The sequence below is a fragment of the Agaribacillus sp. DX54 genome (assembly GCF_056858335.1).
Window position 1 is genome coordinate 1 of sequence record NZ_JBXEQE010000048.1, and the last position, 24,942, is coordinate 24,942.

The 24,942-nt window shown below is 43.1% G+C and carries 22 protein-coding genes; 3 read left to right on the forward strand and 19 right to left on the reverse strand.

The window, feature by feature from the left end:
* Nucleotides 1-81 precede the first annotated feature (81 nt).
* Entirely contained in the window at nucleotides 82-300 is a 219-nt protein-coding gene (locus tag AC04NP_RS28500) for a hypothetical protein (protein ID WP_482863490.1), read from the reverse strand.
* Entirely contained in the window at nucleotides 276-659 is a 384-nt protein-coding gene (locus AC04NP_RS28505; RefSeq protein ID WP_482863491.1) for a hypothetical protein, read from the reverse strand. The genes AC04NP_RS28500 and AC04NP_RS28505 overlap by 25 nt, the downstream gene beginning before the upstream one ends.
* A gap of 150 nt (nucleotides 660-809) precedes the next feature.
* On the opposite strand from AC04NP_RS28505, the gene AC04NP_RS28510 reads away from it, so the two are divergent.
* Both AC04NP_RS28510 and AC04NP_RS28515 read left to right on the forward strand, forming a co-directional pair.
* Nucleotides 810-1,511 carry an L-type lectin-domain containing protein gene (locus AC04NP_RS28510; RefSeq protein ID WP_482863492.1) on the forward strand — a complete coding sequence of 234 codons (702 nt, stop codon included), beginning with the start codon at nucleotides 810-812 and terminating at the stop codon, nucleotides 1,509-1,511.
* Between the two features lie 387 nt (nucleotides 1,512-1,898).
* The gene (locus tag AC04NP_RS28515; RefSeq protein ID WP_482863493.1) at nucleotides 1,899-2,942 is read left to right on the forward strand and encodes an SMP-30/gluconolactonase/LRE family protein; all 1,044 of its coding nucleotides are present in this window, start codon (nucleotides 1,899-1,901) and stop codon (nucleotides 2,940-2,942) included.
* A 27-nt stretch (nucleotides 2,943-2,969) separates the two neighbouring features.
* On the opposite strand, the gene AC04NP_RS28520 is transcribed toward AC04NP_RS28515, so the two are convergent.
* Complete coding sequence (locus tag AC04NP_RS28520) at nucleotides 2,970-3,770, reverse strand: LuxR C-terminal-related transcriptional regulator (protein WP_482863494.1); 801 nt, start codon at nucleotides 3,768-3,770, stop codon at nucleotides 2,970-2,972.
* A 375-nt stretch (nucleotides 3,771-4,145) separates the two neighbouring features.
* On the reverse strand, nucleotides 4,146-4,823 hold the full coding sequence (locus tag AC04NP_RS28525) for a porin family protein (RefSeq protein ID WP_482863495.1): 678 nt from the start codon (nucleotides 4,821-4,823) through the stop codon (nucleotides 4,146-4,148).
* A 447-nt stretch (nucleotides 4,824-5,270) separates the two neighbouring features.
* Between AC04NP_RS28525 and AC04NP_RS28530 the strand changes: the two genes are divergently transcribed.
* Nucleotides 5,271-5,393 carry a hypothetical protein gene (locus tag AC04NP_RS28530; RefSeq protein WP_482863496.1) on the forward strand — a complete coding sequence of 41 codons (123 nt, stop codon included), beginning with the start codon at nucleotides 5,271-5,273 and terminating at the stop codon, nucleotides 5,391-5,393.
* Between the two features lie 168 nt (nucleotides 5,394-5,561).
* Here the strand turns inward: AC04NP_RS28530 and AC04NP_RS28535 are convergent, their stop codons facing one another.
* The 15 genes from AC04NP_RS28535 to cmk form a co-directional block, all read right to left on the reverse strand.
* Complete coding sequence (locus AC04NP_RS28535; RefSeq protein WP_482863497.1) at nucleotides 5,562-7,421, reverse strand: carbamoyltransferase family protein; 1,860 nt, start codon at nucleotides 7,419-7,421, stop codon at nucleotides 5,562-5,564.
* Between the two features lie 13 nt (nucleotides 7,422-7,434).
* Nucleotides 7,435-7,584: a DUF5989 family protein gene (locus AC04NP_RS28540; RefSeq protein ID WP_482863498.1), complete on the reverse strand. Its 150-nt coding sequence runs from the start codon at nucleotides 7,582-7,584 to the stop codon at nucleotides 7,435-7,437.
* Between the two features lie 14 nt (nucleotides 7,585-7,598).
* Nucleotides 7,599-8,006, reverse strand: coding sequence for an SxtJ family membrane protein (locus AC04NP_RS28545; protein ID WP_482863499.1), 408 nt, complete (start codon nucleotides 8,004-8,006; stop codon nucleotides 7,599-7,601).
* Nucleotides 8,007-8,233: 227 nt separating this feature from the next.
* Nucleotides 8,234-11,131, reverse strand: coding sequence for a PD-(D/E)XK nuclease family protein (locus AC04NP_RS28550; protein ID WP_482863500.1), 2,898 nt, complete (start codon nucleotides 11,129-11,131; stop codon nucleotides 8,234-8,236).
* 20 nt (nucleotides 11,132-11,151) lie between these two features.
* The gene (locus AC04NP_RS28555; RefSeq protein WP_482863501.1) at nucleotides 11,152-14,421 is read right to left on the reverse strand and encodes a UvrD-helicase domain-containing protein; all 3,270 of its coding nucleotides are present in this window, start codon (nucleotides 14,419-14,421) and stop codon (nucleotides 11,152-11,154) included.
* A gap of 30 nt (nucleotides 14,422-14,451) precedes the next feature.
* Nucleotides 14,452-17,055: a M14 metallopeptidase family protein gene (locus AC04NP_RS28560; RefSeq protein WP_482863502.1), complete on the reverse strand. Its 2,604-nt coding sequence runs from the start codon at nucleotides 17,053-17,055 to the stop codon at nucleotides 14,452-14,454.
* A gap of 30 nt (nucleotides 17,056-17,085) precedes the next feature.
* Entirely contained in the window at nucleotides 17,086-17,601 is a 516-nt protein-coding gene (locus AC04NP_RS28565) for an O-acetyl-ADP-ribose deacetylase (RefSeq protein ID WP_482863503.1), read from the reverse strand.
* A 54-nt stretch (nucleotides 17,602-17,655) separates the two neighbouring features.
* A complete protein-coding gene (locus AC04NP_RS28570) occupies nucleotides 17,656-18,267 on the reverse strand; it encodes a DUF502 domain-containing protein (protein WP_482863504.1) in 612 nt (203 codons plus the stop codon).
* Nucleotides 18,268-18,479: 212 nt separating this feature from the next.
* Entirely contained in the window at nucleotides 18,480-19,097 is a 618-nt protein-coding gene (gene nqrE / locus AC04NP_RS28575; protein WP_482863505.1) for an NADH:ubiquinone reductase (Na(+)-transporting) subunit E, read from the reverse strand.
* A gap of 12 nt (nucleotides 19,098-19,109) precedes the next feature.
* Nucleotides 19,110-19,790, reverse strand: a complete 681-nt coding sequence (locus tag AC04NP_RS28580; RefSeq protein WP_482863506.1) for an NADH:ubiquinone reductase (Na(+)-transporting) subunit D — start codon at nucleotides 19,788-19,790, stop codon at nucleotides 19,110-19,112.
* Nucleotides 19,791-19,847: 57 nt separating this feature from the next.
* Nucleotides 19,848-20,603 (reverse strand): NADH:ubiquinone reductase (Na(+)-transporting) subunit C, encoded by a 756-nt coding sequence (nqrC, locus tag AC04NP_RS28585; protein ID WP_482863507.1) that lies wholly within the window; start codon nucleotides 20,601-20,603, stop codon nucleotides 19,848-19,850.
* On the reverse strand, nucleotides 20,590-21,786 hold the full coding sequence (locus tag AC04NP_RS28590) for an NADH:ubiquinone reductase (Na(+)-transporting) subunit B (protein ID WP_482863508.1): 1,197 nt from the start codon (nucleotides 21,784-21,786) through the stop codon (nucleotides 20,590-20,592). Before AC04NP_RS28590 ends, nqrC begins: the two co-directional genes overlap by 14 nt.
* Before the next feature lie 8 nt (nucleotides 21,787-21,794).
* A complete protein-coding gene (locus AC04NP_RS28595) occupies nucleotides 21,795-23,156 on the reverse strand; it encodes a Na(+)-translocating NADH-quinone reductase subunit A (protein ID WP_482863509.1) in 1,362 nt (453 codons plus the stop codon).
* A 119-nt stretch (nucleotides 23,157-23,275) separates the two neighbouring features.
* The gene (locus tag AC04NP_RS28600) at nucleotides 23,276-24,172 is read right to left on the reverse strand and encodes a 4-hydroxy-3-methylbut-2-enyl diphosphate reductase (protein ID WP_482863510.1); all 897 of its coding nucleotides are present in this window, start codon (nucleotides 24,170-24,172) and stop codon (nucleotides 23,276-23,278) included.
* A gap of 14 nt (nucleotides 24,173-24,186) precedes the next feature.
* Nucleotides 24,187-24,867: a (d)CMP kinase gene (gene cmk / locus AC04NP_RS28605; RefSeq protein WP_482863511.1), complete on the reverse strand. Its 681-nt coding sequence runs from the start codon at nucleotides 24,865-24,867 to the stop codon at nucleotides 24,187-24,189.
* Between the last annotated feature and the right edge of the window lie 75 nt (nucleotides 24,868-24,942).

Sequence of the window (24,942 nt, forward strand, 5' to 3'; positions counted from 1 at the left end):
CACTACAATATAACAAGATAAAAACCCCGAAAAAAGCTTATTTCAGCCTATTTCGGGGTTTTTTCTTTTGTTAGCAACAAGTTAGGACGCTGAAAAACAGAAACTTATAAATTTTCCGGGATGGCCAAAGTAGACAGTTTTTTCTTCCATATAGTCCACGTAGGCTTTCCCAACCTTTTTCATCAGGACTGAGTCTTTTTTCAAAAAGGCCTTTTCATAGGCTCTGGCAAAAATCCATTCGGAGTTATCGATGGTTACCGGAGCCACCTGATACCCTATTTCCTGTAAGAGTTTAGCCAACGAATCCTTTTTTGCCTGGGTATTGCCGGCATGCAAATAGGGTGTCTGAAATAGTCAATCCATTTTTGTAAAAGCGCTACTTTTCCGTCTACCAGCTTACCGTTGCGGTAAAGTTTGATTTCATTCACAAAACCAACACCCGGAGCATTGTGTTTTTTTAAAGCCTGCAGGATATTATCGGTGATATATTCACGATGAGCTAATCCGCCGACAATGGAATTAACGGGAAGATCATCGATGGTAATGGCCATAAACCTTTCTGCCGGTTCACCAGTCACTGCGGTCACCGGACTGTTTTGCGCATAAGCGTGAATGATACTAATCACTGAAAAAAGGAGAAAGGACAGGACATTCTTCATGGATATGATCAGGTTTTAAAAGGTGACTGTAATGTTAACAAGAGGTTAATATTATGGCCAAAGATTAAAAATTCACCGTTCAAAATGAAACAAAACCCCCGCAAATTCCTTTAAATACATAACAGGTGTTTCTCAATCCTATTTATTAACATGTACAAACTGACCTTAACAGCCACACTCACCCTCCTTACCCATCTGGTATCAGTGGCGCAATTTAAAATGCTGGGCACCTCCCGGGATATGGGAAACGGTTGCATTCAATTGACACCCAGTGTGGCCTATAGCGAGGGATTGGCCTATAGTCACACCAAGCTTAATTTGTCCGAAAATTTTGAAATAGAGTTCGATATATTTTTGGGGGATAAGGAAGAGGGGGCCGACGGTATTACTTTTGTAATCCACAATGATCAAAGAGGATTTAACGCTTTTGGAAATTGGGGGGAATGTATGGGATATGGACGGTTTAACCCCAACTACCCCGGTAATTCCATTTACCCATCTATCGCTGTGGAATTTGATACCTACCAAAATATAAACCAGAATGACCCGGCCTCTGACCATGTAGCGTACCTGGAAAATGGCAGTAGCCGTCACCAAAGCCATTGGAACAACGAAGACAGTGATTTCAACCTCGAAGACAACCGGCTGCACAACTTCAGGTTCCGGTGGGACCCAAGTAAAAAAAGGATCACCGTATTTCTGGATGGTACTGTGGTCTATAAAGGCCAAAAAGACCTCATCAATGAAATATTTGATGGCAAAACCGAGGTCATATGGGGGTTTACCGCTTCAACCGGGCGGGCACATAATCTGCAGTACTTTTGCCTTAGAAGACTGGCTAGTGCAAAGTAATTTTTAAGATCATCAGACGGTGTTGGGAATGGACAATGGACAATTGGGGTGGTGGGATAGTAATGGTTTTTTTAAAATTAGCCAAATTAAGTGCTGGTTAGGATAATTGGCATGGTATTGCTATTAATTGAAATCGTTTGCTTGAGGCGACGTATTGCTGCGATTTCCTGATTGATTTGGATGTGGTTCAGTCGCTAAATTATAAGATTACCGGCAAGAGCAAAATGAATTCAGCCAATGCATCATCATGTGATCAACATGACCTGTTTTGTATTTCGGTCAATACTTTTCCTTATAAATCGTAACCTTGCAGTCTGATTTTGTGTTTTCAGCATTTTCATTTCCCCGCAAATCTGCCTATCTTCATCTCGAGAAAACTACTTTTTTATGGACAATTCTACCTTGATTTTTGCTCTGCTCGTTTTATTCACCGCCTGTAGTTCACCAAAACAAAAAGATACTGTGGAAGAAGAAAAAGACACTGAAACACCGGATAGCTACCCTACTACCGGTACCGTTGAAAGGCTACACGATGAAATCAACAGGTTGATTCCACCGGATGCGGAAATAGAGATACTTGCCGAAGGTTTTACCTGGTCGGAAGGCCCCCTGTGGCTGGAAGAACAAAAAATGCTGATCTTTTCCGACGTGCCGGAAAATACAGTATACAAGTGGAAGGAAGGTCAGGGAAAAGCGGTCTATCTGAAGCCTTCGGGATATACGGATTCAAAGTCCAGAAGTGGGGAGACCGGTTCTAATGGCCTGTTGTTGAGTCCGGACGGTAAACTGGTTTTGTGTCAGCATGGCGACCGGCGTGTGGCTTCGATGGAAGCACCATTAGGTGAGCCTGAATCCAACTTTGCTACCCTGGCCGGAAACTGGCAAAACAAGAAATTCAACAGCCCCAACGACGCAGCTTATCATCAAAATGGGGACTTGTATTTTACTGATCCTCCCTATGGATTACCACAGCAGGCCAATGACCCTACCAGGGAAATTAACTTTCAGGGTGTATACAAGGTAAGCCCGGAAGGAGAAGTAACCTTGCTGACCGATGAATTATCACGTCCCAATGGTATTGCCTTTTCACCCGACTTCAAGAAGCTTTATGTGGCTAACTCAGACCCCAAAAAAGCGATATGGATGGTTTATGATATAAAAGAAGACGGGACATTGCAAAACGGAAAGGTATTTTTTGATGCCACTGACAAAGTCGGAGAGCTTAAAGGGTTGCCGGATGGGTTAAAAGTGAATGCCGACGGCTACGTATTTGCTACCGGGCCCGGTGGTGTCTTGCTTTTTGATCCGATGGGAAAACATCTGGGTACTATCAAAACCGGTCAGGCTACAGCTAATTGCGCTTTCGATACCGGCGGCAGCTACTTGTACATAACGGCAGATATGTACCTGATGCGAATTAAATTGCAATAACAAAACAACAGGACTAATCCCAAGCTATCATATCAATCCTTTATTAAGGGCGTAATTAACCAAATTGATGGTTTTATGCACCCCTAGTTTATCCATCATATTTCTCCTGTGTGAGTTGACTGTATGCGGACTGATCGACAAGTCCCGTGCGATGGATTTGCTGCTGTATCCTCGGGCTATCAAACCCAGGATCTGTCTTTCCCGGTCACTTAAGGTCACAGGTTCATCCGTTTTGTCAACCCGGTAACTTAAAAATGTTTGTTCATCTTCAGTTCCGGCAATGGTTAAGGTCACCTCATTGCCTTTGTGCCAGTGAGAAATATCTGTACAAATACCTACCATGTGCACGACATTACCCATTTTATCCTGATTCAATATACCTTTTTGTAACAGAATACGGACATACTCCTGATTGTGCTTTCGTACCCTGAAATCCAGGCTAACCTTATATTTCTTTCTCAAACCGGGCTTAACACTCCGTATATAATTCCATGACTTTTTAGCCAAACTAATAACCGGCTTACGGTCTTCGGGATGGATGGCATCATAAACCTCCCCCCTGCCCAATTGCATTAGCTGTTTCTCACTATAGCCCAAAACCTTGTCGATGTTTTTGCTGATAAAATGATAACTTCCACGATAGCAGTCATATATGTAGGTAAAGTAAGGTCCTATGCCCAGTACACTGTCGAGGGCATAGTTTGGATACAATAATGAGATGTATTCCGGTAAGTTGGGATCAAATGGCTGATTGTGCCAGAAAAGCCCGGTTTCTCTGTTATCCGGTGCATTCCCGGATTCCAGTAACTTGTTTGCAATGAATCCCATGATATAAACTGGTTAACTAATCTCCCTGTGATGGTTGAAATCTTTACGAAACTACCAAGGCGTTCTAAAAATGATTTCGTTGTTACAATAAAACTTCCTTTTATTAATCGGGGGTGAAAGAAATATATACCCTCGAGCGAATTTTAATGCCTCCTTGCCAAGCTTTCATTCCATCCTTTGCCTGAACACCTTATTCTCCATAACCGACTTCTTCCCTATTTACCTTAAACAATTATTCAATATATGCATTAACCAGGCAAAATTCAAGTGATTAGGGAGTATCACTGTCAAATTAACCATGAAAGGGTGAAAGAAAAACCCTGACCAATGAACAGGGTTTTCCAAAAACTCGACAACGCAATAACTATTTTTTTATCAAAAAGTGTAACCAACCGATACCTTGGCAACCCGGTTATGGACGTCAAAACGGTTTTGATCATCCAGCGAAGTCAAACCAAAATCGTAGCTCGCATTGATATGCAGTCCATTGGCAAATTGGTAACCAAGCCCGGCAGTCAAACCAACGTCAAATTTTCTAAAACCTTCATCGATGTCCAGTACCTCGTTGAGTACATTAAACCCGAGGGTACCAGCCTCAACATTTAACCTGTTGGAGATAAGGTAAGATACCTGTGGGCCACCAAAAAGATTTAACCCTTCACCAACATAAAATCTGGCCATCAACGGCATGTCAATATAATGGGCCCTGTTGGTTACGGTAGCATTGACATTCAATAAGTCAAATATACCAGGCAGGTTTTCCGGAAGCCTGCCCTCTACCCTGATGCCTTTCCGGGAATATAACAAAGCAGGCTCAATCACAAGCCGGTTGCCTACAGGAATTTCCAGGTAAGAACCCACATGAAATCCGGTATTGGATCTGGTGGCAAACACCTCGGTGAGTGATACTACGTCCTCAATGGTTGCAGCAGCATCACCGGCCCAGTCAGAGACATTCAGGCCGGCGCTGAACCCATATTTTATTTCCTGGGCCTGTAATTTTGGTAAAAATAACATAGCGGATATGACCGTAGCAAATAATATCTTTTTCATTGCTTCAAGGTTAATTTTGATTTAGTTTTTTTGTTTCTTTTTTGCCTCTCATACAAAAAAACCGTGCCAATATTTTTTTCAAATGTGATTTTTTTTGACAGCAAGTAGAAAAATATTGATTATAAAAAATTGATAATCAGATATTTAATATTGTAAAATAACTCATCAGAAAGTGGAGGTTATTATTCATTGATGACTATTTCTTCACCATGCACAGGATTTTTTATGCCCTTAAAAAAGGCAGGTTCCGGTATTGTTAGAATGCTAATATTTTTTTTAGAATTTCTTAAATATTGGGTTTTTACTAAAATAACCGGAGATAAATTAAAAGATCATATATTTTCAGCGCCCCTCTTTCTTTTTAGTCAGGTTTATGTAAAATTTGTACTAAACGGATGGCAATTATTGCTAAGTCGATCGGACTGATAGTTCTTAAATAATAGGTTAATGAAAAAAATTTTACAGATTACCATCGCGTTTTTGTGTTTTAATATTGCCTGCTTGGCAGATAGAGGAATGGAAGATTTTACATATGAAAACAAGCAGGAAACCAGGTACGTTTTTAAATAATTATTTCTCATACTTTTATTCTCATAGTTGCCATTAAGCCTTTCACTAAGAAAGGCTTTTTTTATAAAAACAGGATTGAAAACCGGCTGACCTGATCAATCAATTAAGAGGGGACATTGTATAACTTTAGGTTATACGACGACTGGTAACAGTCACTAAACAAGCCGTTTAATCGAGCGCAAATTCTTCCTGCCAATTCGTGTCGTCTTTGATTTTTTCCTGTTCTTTTTTATCAAACAAGTAATTACCCAACACCAGATAATCCATTTCAGTGCGCATGAAGCAGCGATATCCATCTTCAGGGCTACATACGATAGGTTCACCACGCACGTTAAAGCTGGTGTTTACCAGGAGTCCATAGCCAGTCTTTTGTTTGAATTTGTTGATTAAATGCCAATATCTGGGGTTAACTTCCCGGTTGACACTCTGAACACGTGCTGAGTAGTCTATATGGGTAATCGATGGAATATCCGAACGCAGATGATAGAGCCTTTCATACATTTCCAGGTCATTGTAGCCTTCTGGTTCGGGATTTTTTCTGGCTTCGTTCACCGGAACCACCAGAAGCATGTAGGGCGATTGTCTGTCCAGTTCAAAATATTCCTGAATTTCCTCTTCTATCACTGACGGGGCAAAGGGCCTGAAGCCTTCGCGGTATTTTATTTTCAGGTTCATTTTTTTCTGCATCTCAGGATTTCTTGCATCTCCTATGATACTTCTGTTTCCCAAAGCCCGGGGTCCATATTCCATTCGCCCCTGGAACCAGCCTACTACGTTGCCCTCGGCCAGGATATCGGATATATTATCATACAATTGATCATCGCTTTCAATATAGTGAAACCTGGCGTTATTCCTTCTGGCCACCTTTTCAATGTCACTGTCCGAAAATTCAGGTCCTAAATAGGCGCCTTTCATCGCATCTTTACCCGTCACTATTTTTCTTGCTTTTCCCATCCAGATATGCCAGGCCGCGTAAGCAGCCCCCAGTGCGCCGCCTGCATCACCGGCAGCAGGCTGTATCCAGATATCATCAAAAATTCCGGATTTCAGCAGTTTGCCATTAGAGACACAATTCAGGGCTACGCCCCCTGCCAGCACAATGTTTTTGGCTTTGGTCAGCTCCTGGGTCGTATTAGACAACTTGAGTACTACTTCCTCTGTAATCATCTGGATAGCCAGGGCCAGATTCATATATTCCCGGGTCAGGGTCGACTCGGGTTTACGTATAGGAATTCCGAGAATTTGCTCCCATTTTTTATCTTTGGCCATCTTCAGTCCTGTGGCAAAATCATAGTATTCCATGTTAAGCAAGATAGACCCGTCTTCCTTTATATCTACAAGGTTTTCCAGGATTTTCCGCTTAAAATCCTTGGTCTGTTCCGCCTGGGGATTGCCATAAGGCGCCAGTCCCATCAATTTATACTCCCCGCTGTTCACCTTGAAGCCACAGTAATAGGTAAAGGCTGAGTACAATAACCCAAGTGAATGGGGAAAATCCAACTCCCTTAATATTTTAATATCCTTTCCCTTCCCGTAGCCAATAGTAGTAGTGGCCCATTCACCCACACCATCCAGCGTAAGGATTGCCGCCTCCTCATAAGGCGATGGATAGAATGCACTGGCAGCATGGGAAAGGTGATGCTCAGGAAACAATACATGGACTTTTCCATCCCCAAGTTTGGCAAGTTCCTCGTTGAGCATCTTCTTCATGAAAAGCTTTTCTTTGATCCATACCGGCATGGCTGATAAAAAACTCACAAGACCTTTTGGAACAAAGGAATGGTAGGTTTCCAGCAGCCGCTCAAATTTAATGTAAGGCTTATCATAAAATGCGACAGCAGTAAGATCATTATAGGCGATACCTGCCTCTTCCAACACATATTTGGCGGCATTAAGCGGGAATGAGGGATCGTGCTTTTTACGGGTAAACCGTTCCTCATGGGCAGCCGCAATGATTTCCCCATCCACAAGAATAGCTGCAGCACTATCATGATAATATGCTGAAATGCCTAATATTGCTTCTGGCATAAATAAATATCAGTTAAAACAATGTATATATAAAGGGGGCTATGGCCGAACCACTCGTAAAAACAATCAAAACACCAAACAAAAGAAGGATTACTATCAAAGGTAGTAACCAGAACTTTTTTCTCTCTTTCAAGAACCCCCATAAGTCTTTTAGAAATTCCATATGTCTATTAATATTTAATAAGGTTTTTCAAGATCTTTGGCTGTAAAAGTATGGTTCCTTACCTTCATAACCGATTGGTCGTCCTTTTTCCACGGTTTGAGTTTCATGGGGTCTTTTCCTGCTATCTTTCTCAGAAAACCAATGGGAACAACCACCACAAAAAACACAATAGTTAGAATGACCTTTGACATCACCGCCCCCAGAATGTTTGATAAGCCGAACCATAGGATGGCCACAGGATAGTAGATTTTAGGAATAATCATATTTATCAACAACGCAAATATTGCTATATGATAAAATAACGTATTTTCCAAAAAATAGCCAACCAAAAGCAAAATCAGCACCATCGCCATACCTGTATCTTTGCACTGATCCTTGCTTATGTTTGTATCAAATAAAGGAGCTTTATTTGTAGCTGCCATATTTTATGTAAAATTAAAATGAGTTTAGTTACCAGCCCATTCAATGCTGATAAAAGATAGATGAAAAAATATCCTGACTACAGGAAGACAAAGAAATAAAAATAAATTCGTTTAGACAAGAAAATTTAATTATTTTAATTTTAAATATTATATTTTGAAGATAATTGACGTAATCAAATGCCTGGAATTTCTGGAAAAACTATGACCGTGGTACTGTCAAACCTGATTTATCGGTGGCAAATGCCTGTATAGGGGCATGTAGCGCAAACTTTCAGGTCTTCGGTTTGATCAAAATTGTTTTCTACATCAAAAATTTCTTCCAATATACCGGTAAGGCCCTGCCTAAAAGCCGCTAAAACCGGTCTGGCGTCGTTCAGTGATAAATACTTATTTTTACTGCCGGGTTCCTTTACTTTCAGCCTGATGTCAAACTCATCGGCAAACATCTCTTTGCTGTTAAAGATGCCAGGCATTACCGGAAGATTATTTCCTGGTCGAGCCTCCGTAAACAACAGGCTGTAAAATAATGTTTGCATGGCGGCCTTGTTACGTTTCTCATGATGCCGGTCAAACAGGCTGGGAATATCTTCAATACGCTTGTCATCCCTGCCCGTTTTGTAGTCGATCACCCGTACCACCCCTTCTTTGTTGTCAATGCGGTCTATGACGCCTTTCAATCCTATAAAATGCCGTTTTCCACGGATGACAACAGGCAGGTCAGTATGGTAACCTTCCTCCTCATCAGCCTCCAGGCCAATAATTTCAAACGGGGCATATTGGCGGTCGTTTTCCAATATTTTTCCTGCAAATTTCCTCACCATGGCCTTTGCCAGGATGTTTCGTCCCTCGAAGCTAAATTTTTTATGACGCGGTATTCGATATTGCTTACGGAAAGCGGCGACGATTGCTTCTTCCAGTGCGGTATTCAGGAAATCAAAATCCTCGGTAGTGACGGAGGTTTTGTGACGGGTTTCTGTAAACCTTTTGTAGAGAAACTCCATAGTATTATGCAGAAGGTTACCGAATACCTTAGGGTCTACCTCGTCTTCCAGCTTTTCAGGTTCCCTGATCCGGGCGATGTGGCGCAAATAAAACTTTAGCCGGCAATCCAGATAGGTGTTAACAGCCGAGGGGGTAAGCCTATGTGAAAACTCCGGTTGACTTGTCATAAATCTGCGTAACTCCCTTTCCACTGTGTCGGACTTAGTGATGGTGATGGCTTCAGGTACAGGCAGCTTTACACCGTTGTTGAGTACATAATTTTTGATTTTGAAATCTGTTTCGAATAATAGTTGTTGCAAAAACCGGCTCATTTCACCGCCTGTGTTAATGCTGCTTTGGGTGTTATAGTAAAGGTGAATATTTTTGGCTTTTTGCAGCAGGCGATAAAACAAATAGGCGTAAATGGCGTCGAGATGATCGTAAGTGGGGAGTTCAAAGGCCCTGCGCAAATTGTAAGGTATAAAGGAATGCTGATTGGTCGCTGCCGGAAAGGCTCCCTCATTCATGGAGAGGATAAAAACATTTTCAAAATCCAGGTTGCGGCTTTCCAATACTCCCATGATTTGCAAACCGCGCAATGGTTCACCACTAAAGGGAAGCCTCAGGGATTGAACCATTTGCCTGAATAATCGCAAAAAAGCATTTAAGGCAAGCGCTATTCGTTGCTCACGGGTAATTTCCTGCAGGCGTTTAAGTTGGGTAAAAAACTGATAAATATATTCCCGCTCCAGGGCGTGTCCGTCACTTTCTCGTTGCTCCGAATTTATAACCATCAGGATATCTAAAAGGTAGGTAAAGATCTCATTACCTTTCTCAAGGGTTTTGAAGACCAAAGGATACAATACTCTGTCAAATTCAAGTGTGGTTAGCTCAATGAATATTTTATTGTTTTTTTCGATATCAATTATGTTTCGCTCTGCCAGTGGCAGGTCAAAATTCCTGACATAGGGATGTTTCAGAATGGCCAGTACCTGGCGGTAGGGAAAGTATACTTCGCCGGATGATGTTTGCCTGAGGTTGATCTGCATCTCCAGTAAATGCTCAAACAAGCTGTACAAAGGGGTGTTTCTCAAAGGAAAACCCATGGTCACGTTTATCTTTGTGATGTCCTCCGGCAAAGAATGAAGCACCGGAAACAACATGTGCTCTTCCGGCAAAATGATAACGGAGTTTTCATATTGTTTGGGGTCATTAAAAGCCTCCCTTAAATGCTGTCCCAACACCTTGGCCTGCCCCACCGACATAGATACACCGGTGATGGTGATGTTTTTGTTTTCCGGCTGCTTGAAGTGGTCAGGTAACGGGTGGGGAAAGCTTTTTGCAAAAACGGATTTCTTGCCATACTCCCTGAAAAACATACCTGCTTCCTGATTTTCATCATTCACATAATAAGCATCAACATCCCAGTATACCTCGGCTTTGCCTTCTTCCAAAAACCAGGAAATTATCTTTTCCTCCGATTTGGTCAGGGCATTAAACCCGGCAAATATAACTTTGTTATGGTTAGTTTTTAGCGCGTTTTCACTGATTTTATCGACTACATCGCGATAAATCATACCCATGTATCCCACGCTTTCGTCTTTTAGTTGCCTGGTAAACTGATCATAGAGATCAAATAGAATTTCCCATATCCTGAGAAAATTTTCCTTCTCTTCAGAAGGCCGGTCATCGAAATTATGCCAGAATTCCCGGATAATCTTTTTTTGTTCCACAGTCAGATAATCAAACCCCTGGTCCAGTTCCTTCAGCCTGCTCAGGTTGACATAAAGGTTTTTTGCATTAACCAGGTATTTATCGATGTCATCGAAATCCTTCAACAACATTTCTCCCCAATAAAAAAAGCGATCGAATTCCTCTTTTCGGGGGCTGATTTTTTTGTATATGCTATAAAGCTTAAATACCAGCGAAAGTTTATCCAAATGTTGAATAGCTGACAAAGGCTTTACAAAATCCTCCAGGCTCATGATAGCTGGGGACCAGACAGGTTTTTCCAGGTTTTCAGCCAGGTATTTACGGAAGAACAGCCCGGCCCGGCGGTTAGGAAATACAATTGTTACCCCTTCGAGGTCATGGCCATGATCCAGGTACACTTTCTCTGCCAGTTCTTGTAAAAAGACTTTCAATACTATTCGGTTTAGTTAAACTATACTACCTGCTCTACTTCCTGTTTTTCAATATATAATAAATATCCACTGATTGTATTAAAACCCATGGCCTGCAGCAAATCTGCATATGCTATAATCTGCTGCCGGTCTTTCTCTTTTTGCTCCCCGGTTTTGAAATCAACAATGACAGCTTGCCCATCACGGATCATAACACGGTCGGGCCTGCTTATTTCTCCTGTTTTAGGTAAAATAGGCACTTCTGTTTTGACATCCCAACCGGTAGAAAACCAGGAATCGACAATGGCCATTTGAAACAACTTTGTAATTTTGGCATGGAGCATTGCCCTTTCGTCTTTGCCAATGGCTCCCTCCGATTGGAGCTCGTCCAGGGCCCTTTCCATATCGTCTTTGTGTTTTATCCTGGCCAGCAACTCATGCACCAGCAATCCATAATTGATTTTTGACCGTCTTTCCTCAAAAGCTTCGGTAAAAAACACGGCCGCCCTTTGCCTGATAGCGAGTTTGTCCTGCCAGTTGTTGGTATGGTACTGTCTGAGGGTGACGGTTCGGGCCTGGCTGTCTTCTTTCTCGCTGGGGCTAGGGCTTATCCCGGCCATCGCGCCTAAGGTGAAAACCAGGTTCCCCGCGTTGTCGTGCTGTTCCGTCAAATCAGAATCGCTCAGTAACCGGTGCACCAAAGCAGCGATATGATTGATTTTACCGCCCCTGGTTTTAGCCGGCCGGTTTCCAAAGGCTAACAGACCATCTTCGGCTCTCGTAAAAGCAACGTACAGAAGATTCAGATTATCCATATAGGTAAGAATCATTTCATCGTAATAGTCCTTCTTAAATACAGTGTTTTTGAGGTTGACAGTATACCGGAGTGGAAAATACCCGAAATTGGCAAAGGGCGATTGCTCGGTACGGCTCCAGAGGATGTTATTTTTTCTGGTGTCATGGTCAAGCTCCCAGTTTAAATAGGGAACAATCACTACTTTAAACTGCAGGCCTTTGGATTTATGAATGGTCAAAATCTGTACCGCATCGATCTCGTCCGAAACCTGGATAGCCAGTTTATAGGCATTGTCCTCCCACCAGTCCAAAAATGAGCTGATATCACCCTTTTCATCACCCGTAAAGTTTAATATCTGATCCTGAAAGGCCTGGATATAGGCCAATTCACCAGGCAGGCGATGGAGGTCAAATATATCGATCAGCCTTTCCACCAGTTCAAACAATGGGATCTTACCCAGCGAGCTGCTTTGCCCGCGAAAAGCTTCCGGCAAAAATGTGTCCAGGGCCGCATCGTTGGGTGCCGACAGGAGTTCATCATTTGAAATCGTTGTATTATTAATCACGTAGCGCTGATATTCGTAGGCCACGGAAACCCTGGCTACGTGGTCGTGAGGATTAACCAGGAATTTAAAAATGTTAAGCAACAACTGAATAGAAGGTGCGGATCGCAGAAAAAGGGCTTCATTTGAAACAACATCGTAGCGGTATCCCTGCCTTGCCTGCCCGGACTGCTGAAAATTTAACATAAAGTCAGCAATAGCTTTGCCGTCTCTCGCATTACGAACCAGTACTGCAACATCTTTAAGTCGCACACCCCTGTCCTGCAGGTCTTCCAGGATCCCCGGCATTTTCTGGTTTACCTTCTCTTTCCAACTGGTTTTTTGGCCTTCTTCATCGACCTCGTCTTCCAAAAAAGTGATATTTATGTAACCTTTCTCATGGTTATTGCCGGTTTTGGCTGGTTGTTGAGCCACTTGTTGATAGGCCGCTTCGATTTTAGCAGCCTCGGGAAGAAGCGCAGACCGCAGGCTGTCTTCCTCAATTTCCCCGATGACTTCCGAAAGATTATCTTTCAGGAGCACCGATGCCTTGGAAAAGAGTTGGTTGTTGAATGCCACTACATGCTGTTTGCTACGAAAATTCCGGTCCAGTCGATCCTCCTGAATATAGGCGGCGGGTATGTCCTGTTTGATTCCTTCCAACAGCAATTTCCAATCCCCGCCCCGCCAGCGATAAATCGATTGTTTTATATCACCTACTACCATATTGGCATACCCCTGGGACAGGCTGTTTTCCACCAACGGTTTAAAATTCTCCCACTGAAAGCCTGATGTATCCTGAAATTCATCAATCAGGAAGTGATGATAAAAGGAGCCTGTCTTTTCATAAATAAAAGGGCTGTCGTTGTCTTCGATAATTTTTTTCAGAAAATGGGCGGCATCGGAAATGAGCATGACGTCATTTTCGCTTTTGTATTCCCTGAGCTTTCTGGTGACATCTGAAAGGATGCCATAGGTGTACAGATTCCTCAACACTTGCCTGGCTGACTCATATAATTGATATTGTTTGTCATAATAGGCCACCGCCTCGTTCAGCCAGCTAATCAGACCTGCTTCAACCACCTGCTCGATGATAGTTTTCTTTTTGGAGGTCTTGCTGTACCAGGCTTCTGTATTATCCAGGGCCAGCAACACCCGGTTTTTGGGTTCGTAATCATGGCCTGTCACCAGCCGGTTAAAGTAATTAGCCACGCCTGTTTTGCCGTACGCAAAATCTTCTACTTCCAATTGATACTTCCGCATTAATGCCAGTCCTTTTTCCCCAATACCCTTCATGTAATTTTCAAAGACAGCCTTAATCTGACGGACATCCTGAATGATTGCCTTCAGCTTATCCGGGGCATCTGACGCCTGAAGCAGGCCGGGTGCTATGGTTTTAAAACGCTCTGTAAATACTTCATAACCCAGGATCCTGATATCATTCCTCACATCCCATGACTTTCCCTCATCTACCTTTTCTTCCGAGAATCTGATCAGCCATTCGGTAAGGGTTTGATTCTCACCGATCTCTTCCATTAGCTTGTCCACCACTGTCCTCAGCACCTTGTCCTGTTCCAATTCCAGGGAAAAACCGCCATAAAGCCCCATTTCCCTGGAAAAAGCGCGGATGACTTGTTGAAAAAATGTATCGATGGTGCTGACGGAAAAGTTAGTGTAGTTATGTAAAATATTGGAAAGCACGGATTGGCACCTCTCCTGAAATTGGGTTTCGTTCAGTTGCAGGTCGGCCTTTAATTCGTGATACATGGGGTGCTGTTTACCCCGGCTAAAGTCATGCAGGTAGCTAAGGATACGGCTTTTCATCTCCTGGGTAGCTTTGTTGGTGAAGGTGACGGCAAGGATGTGGCGGAAATAGGTGGGGTTTCTGAGGGCCAGCTTCAGGTAGTCCTTAGCCAGGGTATAGGTCTTGCCGGAGCCGGCGGAGGAGCGATATATTTTGAAGGGTTTTGGCATGCTTACATGGGCGGTTTATGCGTGAAATGTTTACGGCACCGTCATATGATCCCCCAAAAATACCGCATTCAAAAACAATTTATTAGTACCGAGCCAAGTCCCTCTGAAATTGGGATTATCGGCAAACAAGATGGCCCTGCCACTACCCACCTTGCTGACAACGAGGGAAGCCGAATGACTCAGAAGCGCCAGATTAGCGGCTGAAACATAACCGCTGATCAAAGGGTTGCTATGATAGCGAATCACAGTGCTGAACCGGTTTTTGCTGGGTTCAAGCATCACTTTACTATTGCGGTAAACCCATAACCTGCGACGGCTATAACCAAAACCCAGGGGGTGGGTAGTGTCCAGATCAGCCTGATAAATAGAACCGCCAATAGCCTGGGAACCATAGTACAAACCGGCAGTGACATAATCAGACCGCTCAGGTTCATTAAATGAGCGGTTGTTATTGGCTTCCTTATCCACTTTCTTTAATTTTTCCTCCACAATTTTATTATTAATCACCCATGAAGTAGCGTCACGGATAGTGATCAGCGTACCACCGGCTTCCAGCCACCCTTTTATCCGCTCGATGTCATCATCCCCAAATAAAGCATAATTGCCTGAAACCAATACCAAGCGGTTATAATCATTTAACCTGGCACGGGCAAAGTCGGTGATATCTATTTTTGTAACAGCCATGTTTACCTTGCGGTCCATGAGGTGCCAAACCTCACCGGCCTCATAGCTGGAAACACCTTTGCCTACGACCATTAAAACCTTTGGCTGCTTCAGGGGCTGAAAACTATTACTTCCTAAATCCACGCCCTGCACACTAAAACCACTTGGCACCGCAGACACGTCAACTCCGGTCTCTTCAGAAAGCCGCACAAGCAACTGGTGCAGGTCCTGCGGGCTGCTCTTTTGCAAAGAGACCGGGATCATCAATGCGCCGTATCCGAATTGGCTGGCTGTTCCATCTGCTAATTTTGCGGTGAATGGTTTAAAAGCCGATTTGACTATAATGCCGTTGCCCAACAAGCCGCTCAATATCTTGGGTGCGTAATAGTCCTGCCAATCAATAAGATAGGCGTAGTCACTGGACTGCACAGTATTTTGAGGATTAGGAAGGTTTTGAGATGTTACCTCAGGACCAGGGTTAAAGTTTTTGGTTCTAAGGGGCCGGTGAGGCATACCGTAGGCAAAAACCAAGGCCCAGGCCGAAGCATCGTAAAAAACGCTGTCATGAAAGTCTGTCACTTTTTCGAACATTGACCGGATGAGGCGGTATTGCGGCTGCTCAGTGGGAACAATGAAGGCATGTCCTCTCACAAAATTATCTTCCCCAATCTTCCGGTCACTTTTTGCTTCGTAACATTTGATTTGGTGTTGTAAAAGCAGATTTAAAAAGGCCTTGGTTTTGCTCCGGTCATTTTTATCTCCAAAAATATAGGCCTTTACAGGGTCCTGCCTCGCCTCAACCATAGCCGACCGGAAAAACTTTTGCTGAAAGTCCAGGAAATCGGTTTTGTGCTCAACGCCTGCCTTTACTGTGGCCAAGCTTGTTGCCAAATGGTTTCGGATGGTAAAAGCGAAAGACAGGTCACCCGTGCTGCTCTGCTGCAAATGGCCACGGGAGCTGGCTTGCTCAAAAACCAGTCCTACGCCACCATGTAAATCCGGATAGGTAGAACCATAACCGGGATAGGAATTATCAAAAACCTCTTTGGTAAAATACAGAGAGCCCAGCTTATCCAGGGCATCTGCGAAGTATCCGGCCAGTAAGTTGTTAAGCCGGTCATAATTTTCTCTGGGAACCACGGGATTTTCAGAGCCAAAGGGTTTGGTGGGCTCAAAAAAGTAGGTGGTATTGGTTCCCATTTCATGAAAATCAGTGACAATATTAGGAAGCCATTCGTGATAAAACCTCATGCGCGCCTGGCTTTCCCAATGCACCAGTGGCAGCCAATCCCTGTTCAGGTCAAACCAGTAATGATTGGTCCGGCCGCCGGGCCAGGCTTCGTTGTGTTCCCGGTCCAGGGGATCTGCCACCAGGGGGCTTCCTTTGTGCATATTCACCCACAAGGAATGCCGGTCCCTGCCATCCGGATTTAAAACGGGGTCAATGAAAATGACCGATTCATCCAGATATCTTCTCACCTCCTCGCTTTGTCCGGCAGTCAGGTAGTAAGCCATTAACATGGCCGCCTCAGTACCTGAGGGTTCGTTTCCGTGAACATTGTATCCCAGGTGCAGGATGATGGGTTGCCCGTCAACGGATAAACCTGTTTGCCCGGGGTCACACCGTTTTAAGTGGTTTTCACGAATACTTTGCAGTCGTCCATGATTTTCAGGTGAGGTCACAGTTAGTATTACCAATGGCCGGTTTTCGTATGTTTTTCCAATTTCCTGATAAGTTACCCTGCCGGACAGCTCCGCAAGTGCTTTAAAATAGCTGACTACATGGGCATGCATGGTATGTTGTGATCCGACAGGGTATCCCAGGAATTGTTCCGGGCTGGGGATGCGGTCATCGAAATTTGACTCGCCGGGAAAGAAATATTCATTTTGTGCGACGGCAGGAAAGATGGTGAGAAAGGAAAAAATGGATAAAATAATCAGGAAAAGGGGTGGGTATTGCTTGGATTTCATAGTATAGTAGTTTGGGGTGAAAAATAAGCATTATTTTCCAGCTAACAACTCCTCATAAATGCCAAAATTCTCGGCGTCGTAACAAACAAAATTCACGGTCATGGAAGGGTTTTCCCGTAGAAAAGAGGTCACAGAAGATATCGCTATCTCTGCCGCTTTCTGTTTTGGAAAGCGGTAGACTCCCGTACTGATGTTAGGGAAAGCAATTGTGTTCACCTTGTTTTGTCTGGCAAGGGTCAGGCTATTGCGGTAGGCGTTGGACAAGAGGTCTTCTTCACCCTTACTACCACCCTGCCAAACCGGCCCTACGGTATGAATCACGTAGGTGGCGGGCAGTTTACCAGCGGTGGTAATGACAGCTTCCCCCACCGCGCACCCACCTTGCCGCGATCTGATCTTACGGCAATCGTCCAGAATCTCAGGTCCACCAGCCCGATGGATTGCTCCATCCACCCCACCACCACCCAGCAAACTGGTATTCGCAGCATTCACAATAGCATCGACTGTTATTTTTGTAATATCACCCCTTAAAAGATAAATACTCATTTTTTTCTTAACTGAAATTCACGCCTTTAAAATAATTAATCAGCGTCTGCTATGCTAATTTTTTCGGTCAAATGCTGCTTCCGGGATGGCAGTAACACCTCCGGACACGATGAATTTCATAAAATGGGTTCTGGAAACATCGATCGGTTTTACATTTGACTGAGGCACGATATAAAAATTGCCTGAAAAGTTATAGGAATGGGGCAAATACACCGATACCATGTCATGCAGGCCGAGGTTGGAAAGGTCGTCCTGCGTAATGAAGCCCAATCTTTGAATACCATTTTCCCTGTCCATAAAAACGACAACAGGTTTATTGAACTTTTTCTGTTCACCCACAAAGGCCCCCATTAATTCTTTGAGGGAAGAATAAATCAGGCTAATGAGGGGTATTTTCAACACCCCACGTTCAAAATATTCAAAAATGGACTTAATTACAATGGTGGAAGTAAGATAACCGACTAAGGTAATCCCGGCTAAGACAATAAGTAATCCCAATCCAGGTACATTGACGGCTGGTATCAAACCATCCAGCCAATTCAGGGCAAAGATGATGATGTATAACGTTATGGTAATCGGAGCGAGGACCAAAAGTCCCTTGAAAAAATATTTAAGGAACTTGCTGAAAGTGACTCTTTCAGGTCGGTGTTTTACAGGGTGATTCATTGGGCAAAAGTTTAAATTTAACTGTCTAAACGTATATTAATAAAAAAATGATTAAAACGTGTTAAACTTTATGACTGGCCTTGTATCTCATGGACCAGCACCGCTGGAAAACTAAACACGTTATTGGCGCCTGCCTTAGCTAATACGGGAGAAGATAAAAAAAACCCTGACTTTAGGGGTCAGGGTTTCCGGCATATTTTTTATCGTTTATTTCAAATTTTTATACCTATGAATGATAAGAAACCAAGGCCCATCAAGCCCGTAATAATCATAGTTATTCCCAACCCTCTAAGGGGGGCAGGTACATTGGAATAGGTTATTTTTTCCCTGATTGCCGCCAGAGCAATGATAGCCAAAAACCAACCGATACCTGATGAAAATCCATAAACGGTAGCTTCGGTCAGCGTAAATTCTTTTTGTACCATAAACAGGGAAGATCCCAGAATAGCACAGTTAACTGCGATCAAGGGCAGAAAAATACCCAACGAACCGTACAGGGCCGGTGAAAACTTTTCAATAACCATTTCCACTAACTGCACCATAGCAGCGATAATGGCTATAAACATAATGAACTGCAAAAAGCTCAGGTCAACCGTTGCGAAATCCATACTTACCCACGTAAGGGCTCCTTCTTTTAAGATATACTCCAGCAATAACCAGTTGACAGGCACAGTGATGGTAAGTACAAAGATTACAGCCAGCCCCAGTCCAAAGGCTGTAGGTACTTTTTTGGAAACAGCCAGATAAGAACACATCCCTAAAAAATAGGCGAATACCATGTTCTCTACAAAAATCGATTTTACACCGAGATTAATTAAATTTTCCCACATGATCGTTTAATTTTAGTGTTCTACGTAACCGTTTTTATATCGCTGCACCCAGATGATCAGTCCCAGGATGATGAAAGCGCCTATAGGACTCACCATTAATCCGTTTGCCTGATAACTGGTCCAACCTATGGCTTCAAATACCTTAAAGTCAAATATGGACCCTGACCCAAACAACTCTCTGAAAAACGCGACAGCTAAAATTATCCAGGAGTAGCCGAATCCACTACCCAATCCATCGAGAACTGAGTCCCAGGGTTTGTTACCCATGGCAAATGCTTCAAGACGGCCCATGATAATACAATTAGTAATTATCAACCCTACATAAACCCCCACTACTTTGGCCACATCATACATATAAGCCCTTAGCACCTGGTCTACCAGGATCACCAGAGACGCGACCACAGCCAGTTGTACAATGATTCTTACCCTGTTGGGGATCACATTTCTTAGAATGGATATAATTAAGTTGGAAAAAACAATCACAAAAATCACGGCCAGGGCCATCACCAGCGTTGGCATCATTTTAACTGTCACTGCCAGGGCAGAGCATATACCCAACACCTGAATGGTGATTGGGTTATCATCATTGAGCGGATCGCTCATAATCTTTCTACGCCTTTTGGAAAGTAACGACTCGATCTCTTTTACTTCTACTTCCTGTACTTCCTGCTGTTCAACTGTTTCAGTACTCATAATAGTTACTATAATTTCGTTTATTACTTGAATTCTGATGTTTAACCGGACGCCTCACTAATTGAGGGCCACTGTTTCTCCTGCTTTTACCTTATCGATGTATGCCTGGTAAAAGCCAATATATTTCAAAATCATTTCATTGACTCCATTGGCAGTCAATGTGGCACCGGACATTCCATCGACCTCATGCTCATTAAATAAGCTGGAGTCCCCTCGTTCGCCTTTTTTCATTTCGATTCCAACAAGATAACCATTAGAATCAAATAATTGTTTACCCTTATACCGATCTTTTACTTCTTTGTCGGTAATTCTGGCTCCTAATCCCGGTGTTTCGGCTTTATGATCCATAGATATACCTTTGATGGTTGTTAAATCGGGAGCTACTGCCACATAGCCCCAAATCTTATCCCACAGGCCAGTTCCAAACATGGCAAAGATGTAGGCTTCTACTTTTGTAGTGTCTTTTTCGTTCATATACAGGTATACAGGCAATACCTTATTTTCAGAATCCTTTTTGGACTCTTTTTCGATGTTGATTTTTTCAGGAACGATAGTGGCTCCTTCATCATCTTTTTCAACCAGCTCGCCTTCCACGTTGACGGCCACTGATTTGGTCCTGGTATTGAATGTGCCGATCACATCCATCTCAGGAGTTATTTCCATCACGGAACTGAGAATTTGTTTTTTAGTATCCAATTCAACAGCTTTTGTCTGCAATGGTTTCAGACCCACTGCAGCAATAGAGAGCAAACCTCCCAGCACGACGGTCAACGCCACTGAGAATATAAGGATATATAAATTAGACTGTTGCACGTTGTAACCTCCTTTTTTTGTTAGCTTGTACTATATAATAATCAATTAACGGAGCAAATACATTCATTAACAATATGGCCATCATAATACCTTCGGGATAGGCCGGGTTAACCACTCTGATAATCACCGTAATAACACCGATTAAAAATCCATAGATCCATTTTCCTGTTTCAGTTTGAGTCGCTGTTACCGGATCGGTTGCCATAAATACAGCCCCAAAAGCCAGGCCACCTATTACCAGATGATATTCTGCCGGCATGAGCATATACGTATTGGCGCCTATGACATTAAAGAGCAATCCCATTGCATAGGCCCCTCCAAATACAGAAACAATGATTTTCCAGCTACCAACGCCGGTTAATATTAAAATCGCCCCACCGATCAGGGACATGATCACAGAAGTTTCACCAATAGAGCCTGGGATCTGACCCCAGATCAGATTTCCAAAATCAAAAAGTCCGCTATACCAACTATTTCCCAGGGCAGCTACCACAGGGGATTCTGCTGTGGAAGCCTCCGCAGCAATAGCCAGTGCAGTGGCACCGGAATATCCATCCACCAATTGTGCATCACCTACATAGGTCCACACATCGCCGGACATATCGGTTGGGTAGGCAAAGTATAAAAATGCCCTTGCTGTAAGGGCCACATTAAGAATATTCATACCAGTACCTCCAAAAGCCTCCTTGCCGATAACAACGGCAAATGCTGTGGCCAACGCTACCTGCCAGAGCGGCACAGTAGGTGGCATCACCAAAGGAATAAGCATACCCGTAACCAGAAATCCTTCATTCACAGGGTGCCTTCTAATGGTAGCAAAAATGAATTCGATGCTTAAGCCTGTCGCATATGAAACCACCACCACAGGCAGTACCTTTATGGCACCAACCACCAGTGTGTCTAAGCTCAGAAAACTGACTTCTTGTCCTTGAGCGATAAAGTGCTGGTAACCTACATTGAATATTCCGAAGATAAGACATGGGATCATGGAGATAATTACTGTCATCATCATCCTTTTCATGTCAATAGCATCCTTTATCTGCGTGCCGGTTTCATTAGTCGTGCTCTTTGGCGTAAATAGAAGCGTCTCATGGGCCTCGAAAATATAATAAAACTTTTCCCACTTACCTCCTTTTTCAAAGTGAGGCTTTTGCTTGTCAAAAAAGGTTCTCAGTAGTTTCATTGTATCGCTTAGCTATATTGCATTAAATCTATTCCTTCTCTTAAAATCGCCTGGATATCATGTTTTGAAACATCCACAAACTCACATAATGCCAGGTCTTCTTCTATCACTTCATAAATTCCCAGTGCCTCCATGCCATCAAAGTCTTCCGCCATAATTGCTTTGATTAAATACATGGGTAAAATATCCATTGGAATTACCCGTTCAAACACCCCGGTTTGCACAAAGGCCCTGTCTTCTCCATGGGTGTTAGTATCGACCACGAAATCTTTTTTAGGCATCAGAAAGGATAACAAGCCAAAGGCCCTGTGAAAGCTCAGCTTTTTTGCGTCAGGCAAAATCCATCCGAAGAATTCATGGTAGTCCCCTTCCGGAATTACCGTAACCTGACTATCATAAAAGCCAATGTGCCCATCCTTTTCTATCTTTTGCCCGGTTAATACATTCCCTGAGATATATCTAACATGTTCGGACTTTAAATTGTTTTCAACAAATTTCCTGATATTTGCACCTGTGTAAGTCCGGTAGTATTTCGGAGAATTTATTTCTGATCCGGTAAAGGCTATCAGACGGGAAGCGTCATATCTCCCTTCTAAAAACAATTTACCGATTTGCGCTACTCCAAACGGACTCACAGTCCACACGATATCCCCTTTTCTGATCGGGTCGATATGGTGAATCTGAACACCCACATTACCCGCAGGATGTGGGCCGGAAAATTTGTTGATCTGAATATCTTTTACCTGGGAGAATAAACCTGAAACCTCTGAGTTGGCATTGACATTGAGATGAATCGAAGGAGAAAATTTTCTCAGAACCGCGATACCCGCTTCAAAAAATTTGTCCTGGTCCTTTAGCAGAAAATCCTGATCCGGAGCCAGGGGATGCGTATCGAATGCTGAGATAAAGATGGATTTTGGTGATGTGTCGGGGTCAGCAATGATACCATAAGGCCTTTGAATAATGTTAGGCCATACACCACTGGAAATCAAGGGTTCAACACAGTCTTCTTTTTTGAGATTCACAATGTCGGAAATGGTGTAAGTTGGAAACTCCACATACTCGATTTCCCTGTCGGAAAGAATGACAATTTCCAGCAATTTCCTTTTATCACCTCTTTTGACCGCGACTATTTCTCCGCTTACCGGAGCTGTGTGCTTAATTTTATCGTTTTTTCCATCAATCAGTACAGGGGTTCCTGCCTTTACATTCTCTCCCTCCTTAACCAAAACTTTCGGTCTTAAAATACCCTGAAAATCTGTGGGTTTTACGGCAAATGTATCAGGCTGGACAACTCCCGCGATCTGTTTTTCAGCTTTCCCTGCTAGTTTGATGTCAAATCCCTTTTTAAGCTTTACAAACTTTGACATAAAAGTTGTTATAAGTAATCAAAACGTTTAAAACGTGGCAAAATTAATAAAAATTTAAACAATAAAAATTTAATTATAGGGATTTAAATGTCATTTGATTTTTTTGGTGAAATCTTTGTTTATCGGGGTGTTGTGTAGAGTTCCAAAGACCTAATATACTCCGCCACCCTTTCCATCAACCACATGGGCGTGCTGGTAGCCCCACAGATACCCACAGAGTCTCCGGTCTCAAACCAGCTTAACGCCAATTCTTCTTCACTTTCTATGAAATAGCTTCTTTTATTTTCGCCCAAACACACATTAAATAAGGCCCTTCCGTTCGAACTTTTTTTGCCGCTGACAAATATGATAATGTCATACTCTTTGGCAAATTTCGTCAGGTGTGGCTCCCTGTTTGAAACCTGTCGGCAAATGCTGTCGTTGGCGACAAAATCACCGTCTGTAAAATCCACTTTTTCCCTGGCTAATTTTTCTTGAATGAGTTGTCTGATGTGGTAAAAACCCTTGGTACTTTTGGTGGTTTGACTGAACAAGGTCACTGGGCGGGAAAAATCAATCTTGTCAAGGTCTTCTTCTGTAGTCACGATAATGGCCTCACCGCGGGTTTGTCCTGTAATACCGATGACCTCTGCGTGTCCTTTTTTGCCATAGATGACGACCTGGCCATTCACCTTTTGCATTTGATCAAAAGTATGCTTGACCCTGTTTTGGAGCTTCAGCACCACAGGACAGGAGGCATCTATCAGCTCCAGGTTATTTTGCATGGCAGTTTTATAGGTTTCAGGAGGTTCACCATGGGCGCGGATCAGGACTTTGGCATCGTGAATGTCCTGAAGTTGGTCACGGTCGATGATGCGTAAGCCTTTTTCATACAACCGCTTCACCTCCATATCATTATGCACTATGTCTCCGAGGCAATACAAATGTCCATTTTCCTGCATTTCATCCTCTGCCATTTTTATGGCGAATTCAACGCCAAAACAATAACCTGAATTTCGATCTATTTCTACAACCATAATCTTACTACCATTTATTGATCAATAATATTTTTAGCCAGTTGAACAATCTGTTCTATCTGCTCCTCCATCGTCAATTGAGTGGTGTCAATCACATGCGCATTGTCGGCTTTTTTCAAAGGACTTTCCTTCCGGGTGGTGTCAATGGTATCGCGATGCTGTAAATTTTTTTTGACCTCCTCAAATCCGATCATTTCACCCCTTTCCAGCAACTCCTGTTGCCGCCTCGCTGCCCGGACATCAAAATCGGCCGTCATAAAAACCTTCAACTCCGCCTCCGGAAACACAAAAGTACCGATATCTCTGCCGTCCATAACTACCGCTTTATTTTTACCCAATTTTCTTTGAAGGTACACCATGGCCTTTCTTACTTCCGGGATGGCGCTCACCTCACTGACCTTTCCTGACACTTCCATGCCCCTGATCGCTTCTTCAACATTGAGTCCGTTCAAATAAACTTCATTAATACCTGTATCAGGGTGCGGAATAAAACTGACATTGACTTGATCCAACGCACTTTTTACGTCTTTTGGATTGGTGAGGTTGATGAAATTCTGGAGAAAAAATAGGGTTACAGCCCGGTACATGGCACCTGTATCTATGTAAACATACCCTAACCGGGAGGCCACTTCCTTGGCGGTAGAGCTTTTCCCACAAGCAGAATAGCCATCTACAGCTATCACGATTTTTTTCATTAATGATCTGAAACGAATAACAATTGAGAAAGCGTGCTTCCCCTTTTAATTCGTTCGCAAATATAATATAATATC

What these genes read in the sequence shown, in the direction of transcription:
- AC04NP_RS28505 (WP_482863491.1), bottom strand. Translation starts at nt 659, where the DNA reads ATGAAGAATGTCCTGTCCTTTCTCCTTTTTTCAGTGATTAGTATCATT.
- AC04NP_RS28510 (WP_482863492.1), top strand. Translation starts at nt 810, where the DNA reads ATGTACAAACTGACCTTAACAGCCACACTCACCCTCCTTACCCATCTG.
- AC04NP_RS28515 (WP_482863493.1), top strand. Translation starts at nt 1,899, where the DNA reads ATGGACAATTCTACCTTGATTTTTGCTCTGCTCGTTTTATTCACCGCC.
- AC04NP_RS28520 (WP_482863494.1), bottom strand. Translation starts at nt 3,770, where the DNA reads ATGGGATTCATTGCAAACAAGTTACTGGAATCCGGGAATGCACCGGAT.
- AC04NP_RS28525 (WP_482863495.1), bottom strand. Translation starts at nt 4,823, where the DNA reads ATGAAAAAGATATTATTTGCTACGGTCATATCCGCTATGTTATTTTTA.
- AC04NP_RS28530 (WP_482863496.1), top strand. Translation starts at nt 5,271, where the DNA reads ATGAAAAAAATTTTACAGATTACCATCGCGTTTTTGTGTTTTAATATT.
- AC04NP_RS28535 (WP_482863497.1), bottom strand. Translation starts at nt 7,421, where the DNA reads ATGCCAGAAGCAATATTAGGCATTTCAGCATATTATCATGATAGTGCT.
- AC04NP_RS28540 (WP_482863498.1), bottom strand. Translation starts at nt 7,584, where the DNA reads ATGGAATTTCTAAAAGACTTATGGGGGTTCTTGAAAGAGAGAAAAAAG.
- AC04NP_RS28545 (WP_482863499.1), bottom strand. Translation starts at nt 8,006, where the DNA reads ATGGCAGCTACAAATAAAGCTCCTTTATTTGATACAAACATAAGCAAG.
- AC04NP_RS28555 (WP_482863501.1), bottom strand. Translation starts at nt 14,421, where the DNA reads ATGCCAAAACCCTTCAAAATATATCGCTCCTCCGCCGGCTCCGGCAAG.
- AC04NP_RS28560 (WP_482863502.1), bottom strand. Translation starts at nt 17,055, where the DNA reads ATGAAATCCAAGCAATACCCACCCCTTTTCCTGATTATTTTATCCATT.
- AC04NP_RS28565 (WP_482863503.1), bottom strand. Translation starts at nt 17,601, where the DNA reads ATGAGTATTTATCTTTTAAGGGGTGATATTACAAAAATAACAGTCGAT.
- AC04NP_RS28570 (WP_482863504.1), bottom strand. Translation starts at nt 18,267, where the DNA reads ATGAATCACCCTGTAAAACACCGACCTGAAAGAGTCACTTTCAGCAAG.
- nqrE (WP_482863505.1), bottom strand. Translation starts at nt 19,097, where the DNA reads ATGTGGGAAAATTTAATTAATCTCGGTGTAAAATCGATTTTTGTAGAG.
- AC04NP_RS28580 (WP_482863506.1), bottom strand. Translation starts at nt 19,790, where the DNA reads ATGAGTACTGAAACAGTTGAACAGCAGGAAGTACAGGAAGTAGAAGTA.
- AC04NP_RS28590 (WP_482863508.1), bottom strand. Translation starts at nt 21,786, where the DNA reads ATGAAACTACTGAGAACCTTTTTTGACAAGCAAAAGCCTCACTTTGAA.
- AC04NP_RS28595 (WP_482863509.1), bottom strand. Translation starts at nt 23,156, where the DNA reads ATGTCAAAGTTTGTAAAGCTTAAAAAGGGATTTGACATCAAACTAGCA.
- AC04NP_RS28600 (WP_482863510.1), bottom strand. Translation starts at nt 24,172, where the DNA reads ATGGTTGTAGAAATAGATCGAAATTCAGGTTATTGTTTTGGCGTTGAA.
- cmk (WP_482863511.1), bottom strand. Translation starts at nt 24,867, where the DNA reads ATGAAAAAAATCGTGATAGCTGTAGATGGCTATTCTGCTTGTGGGAAA.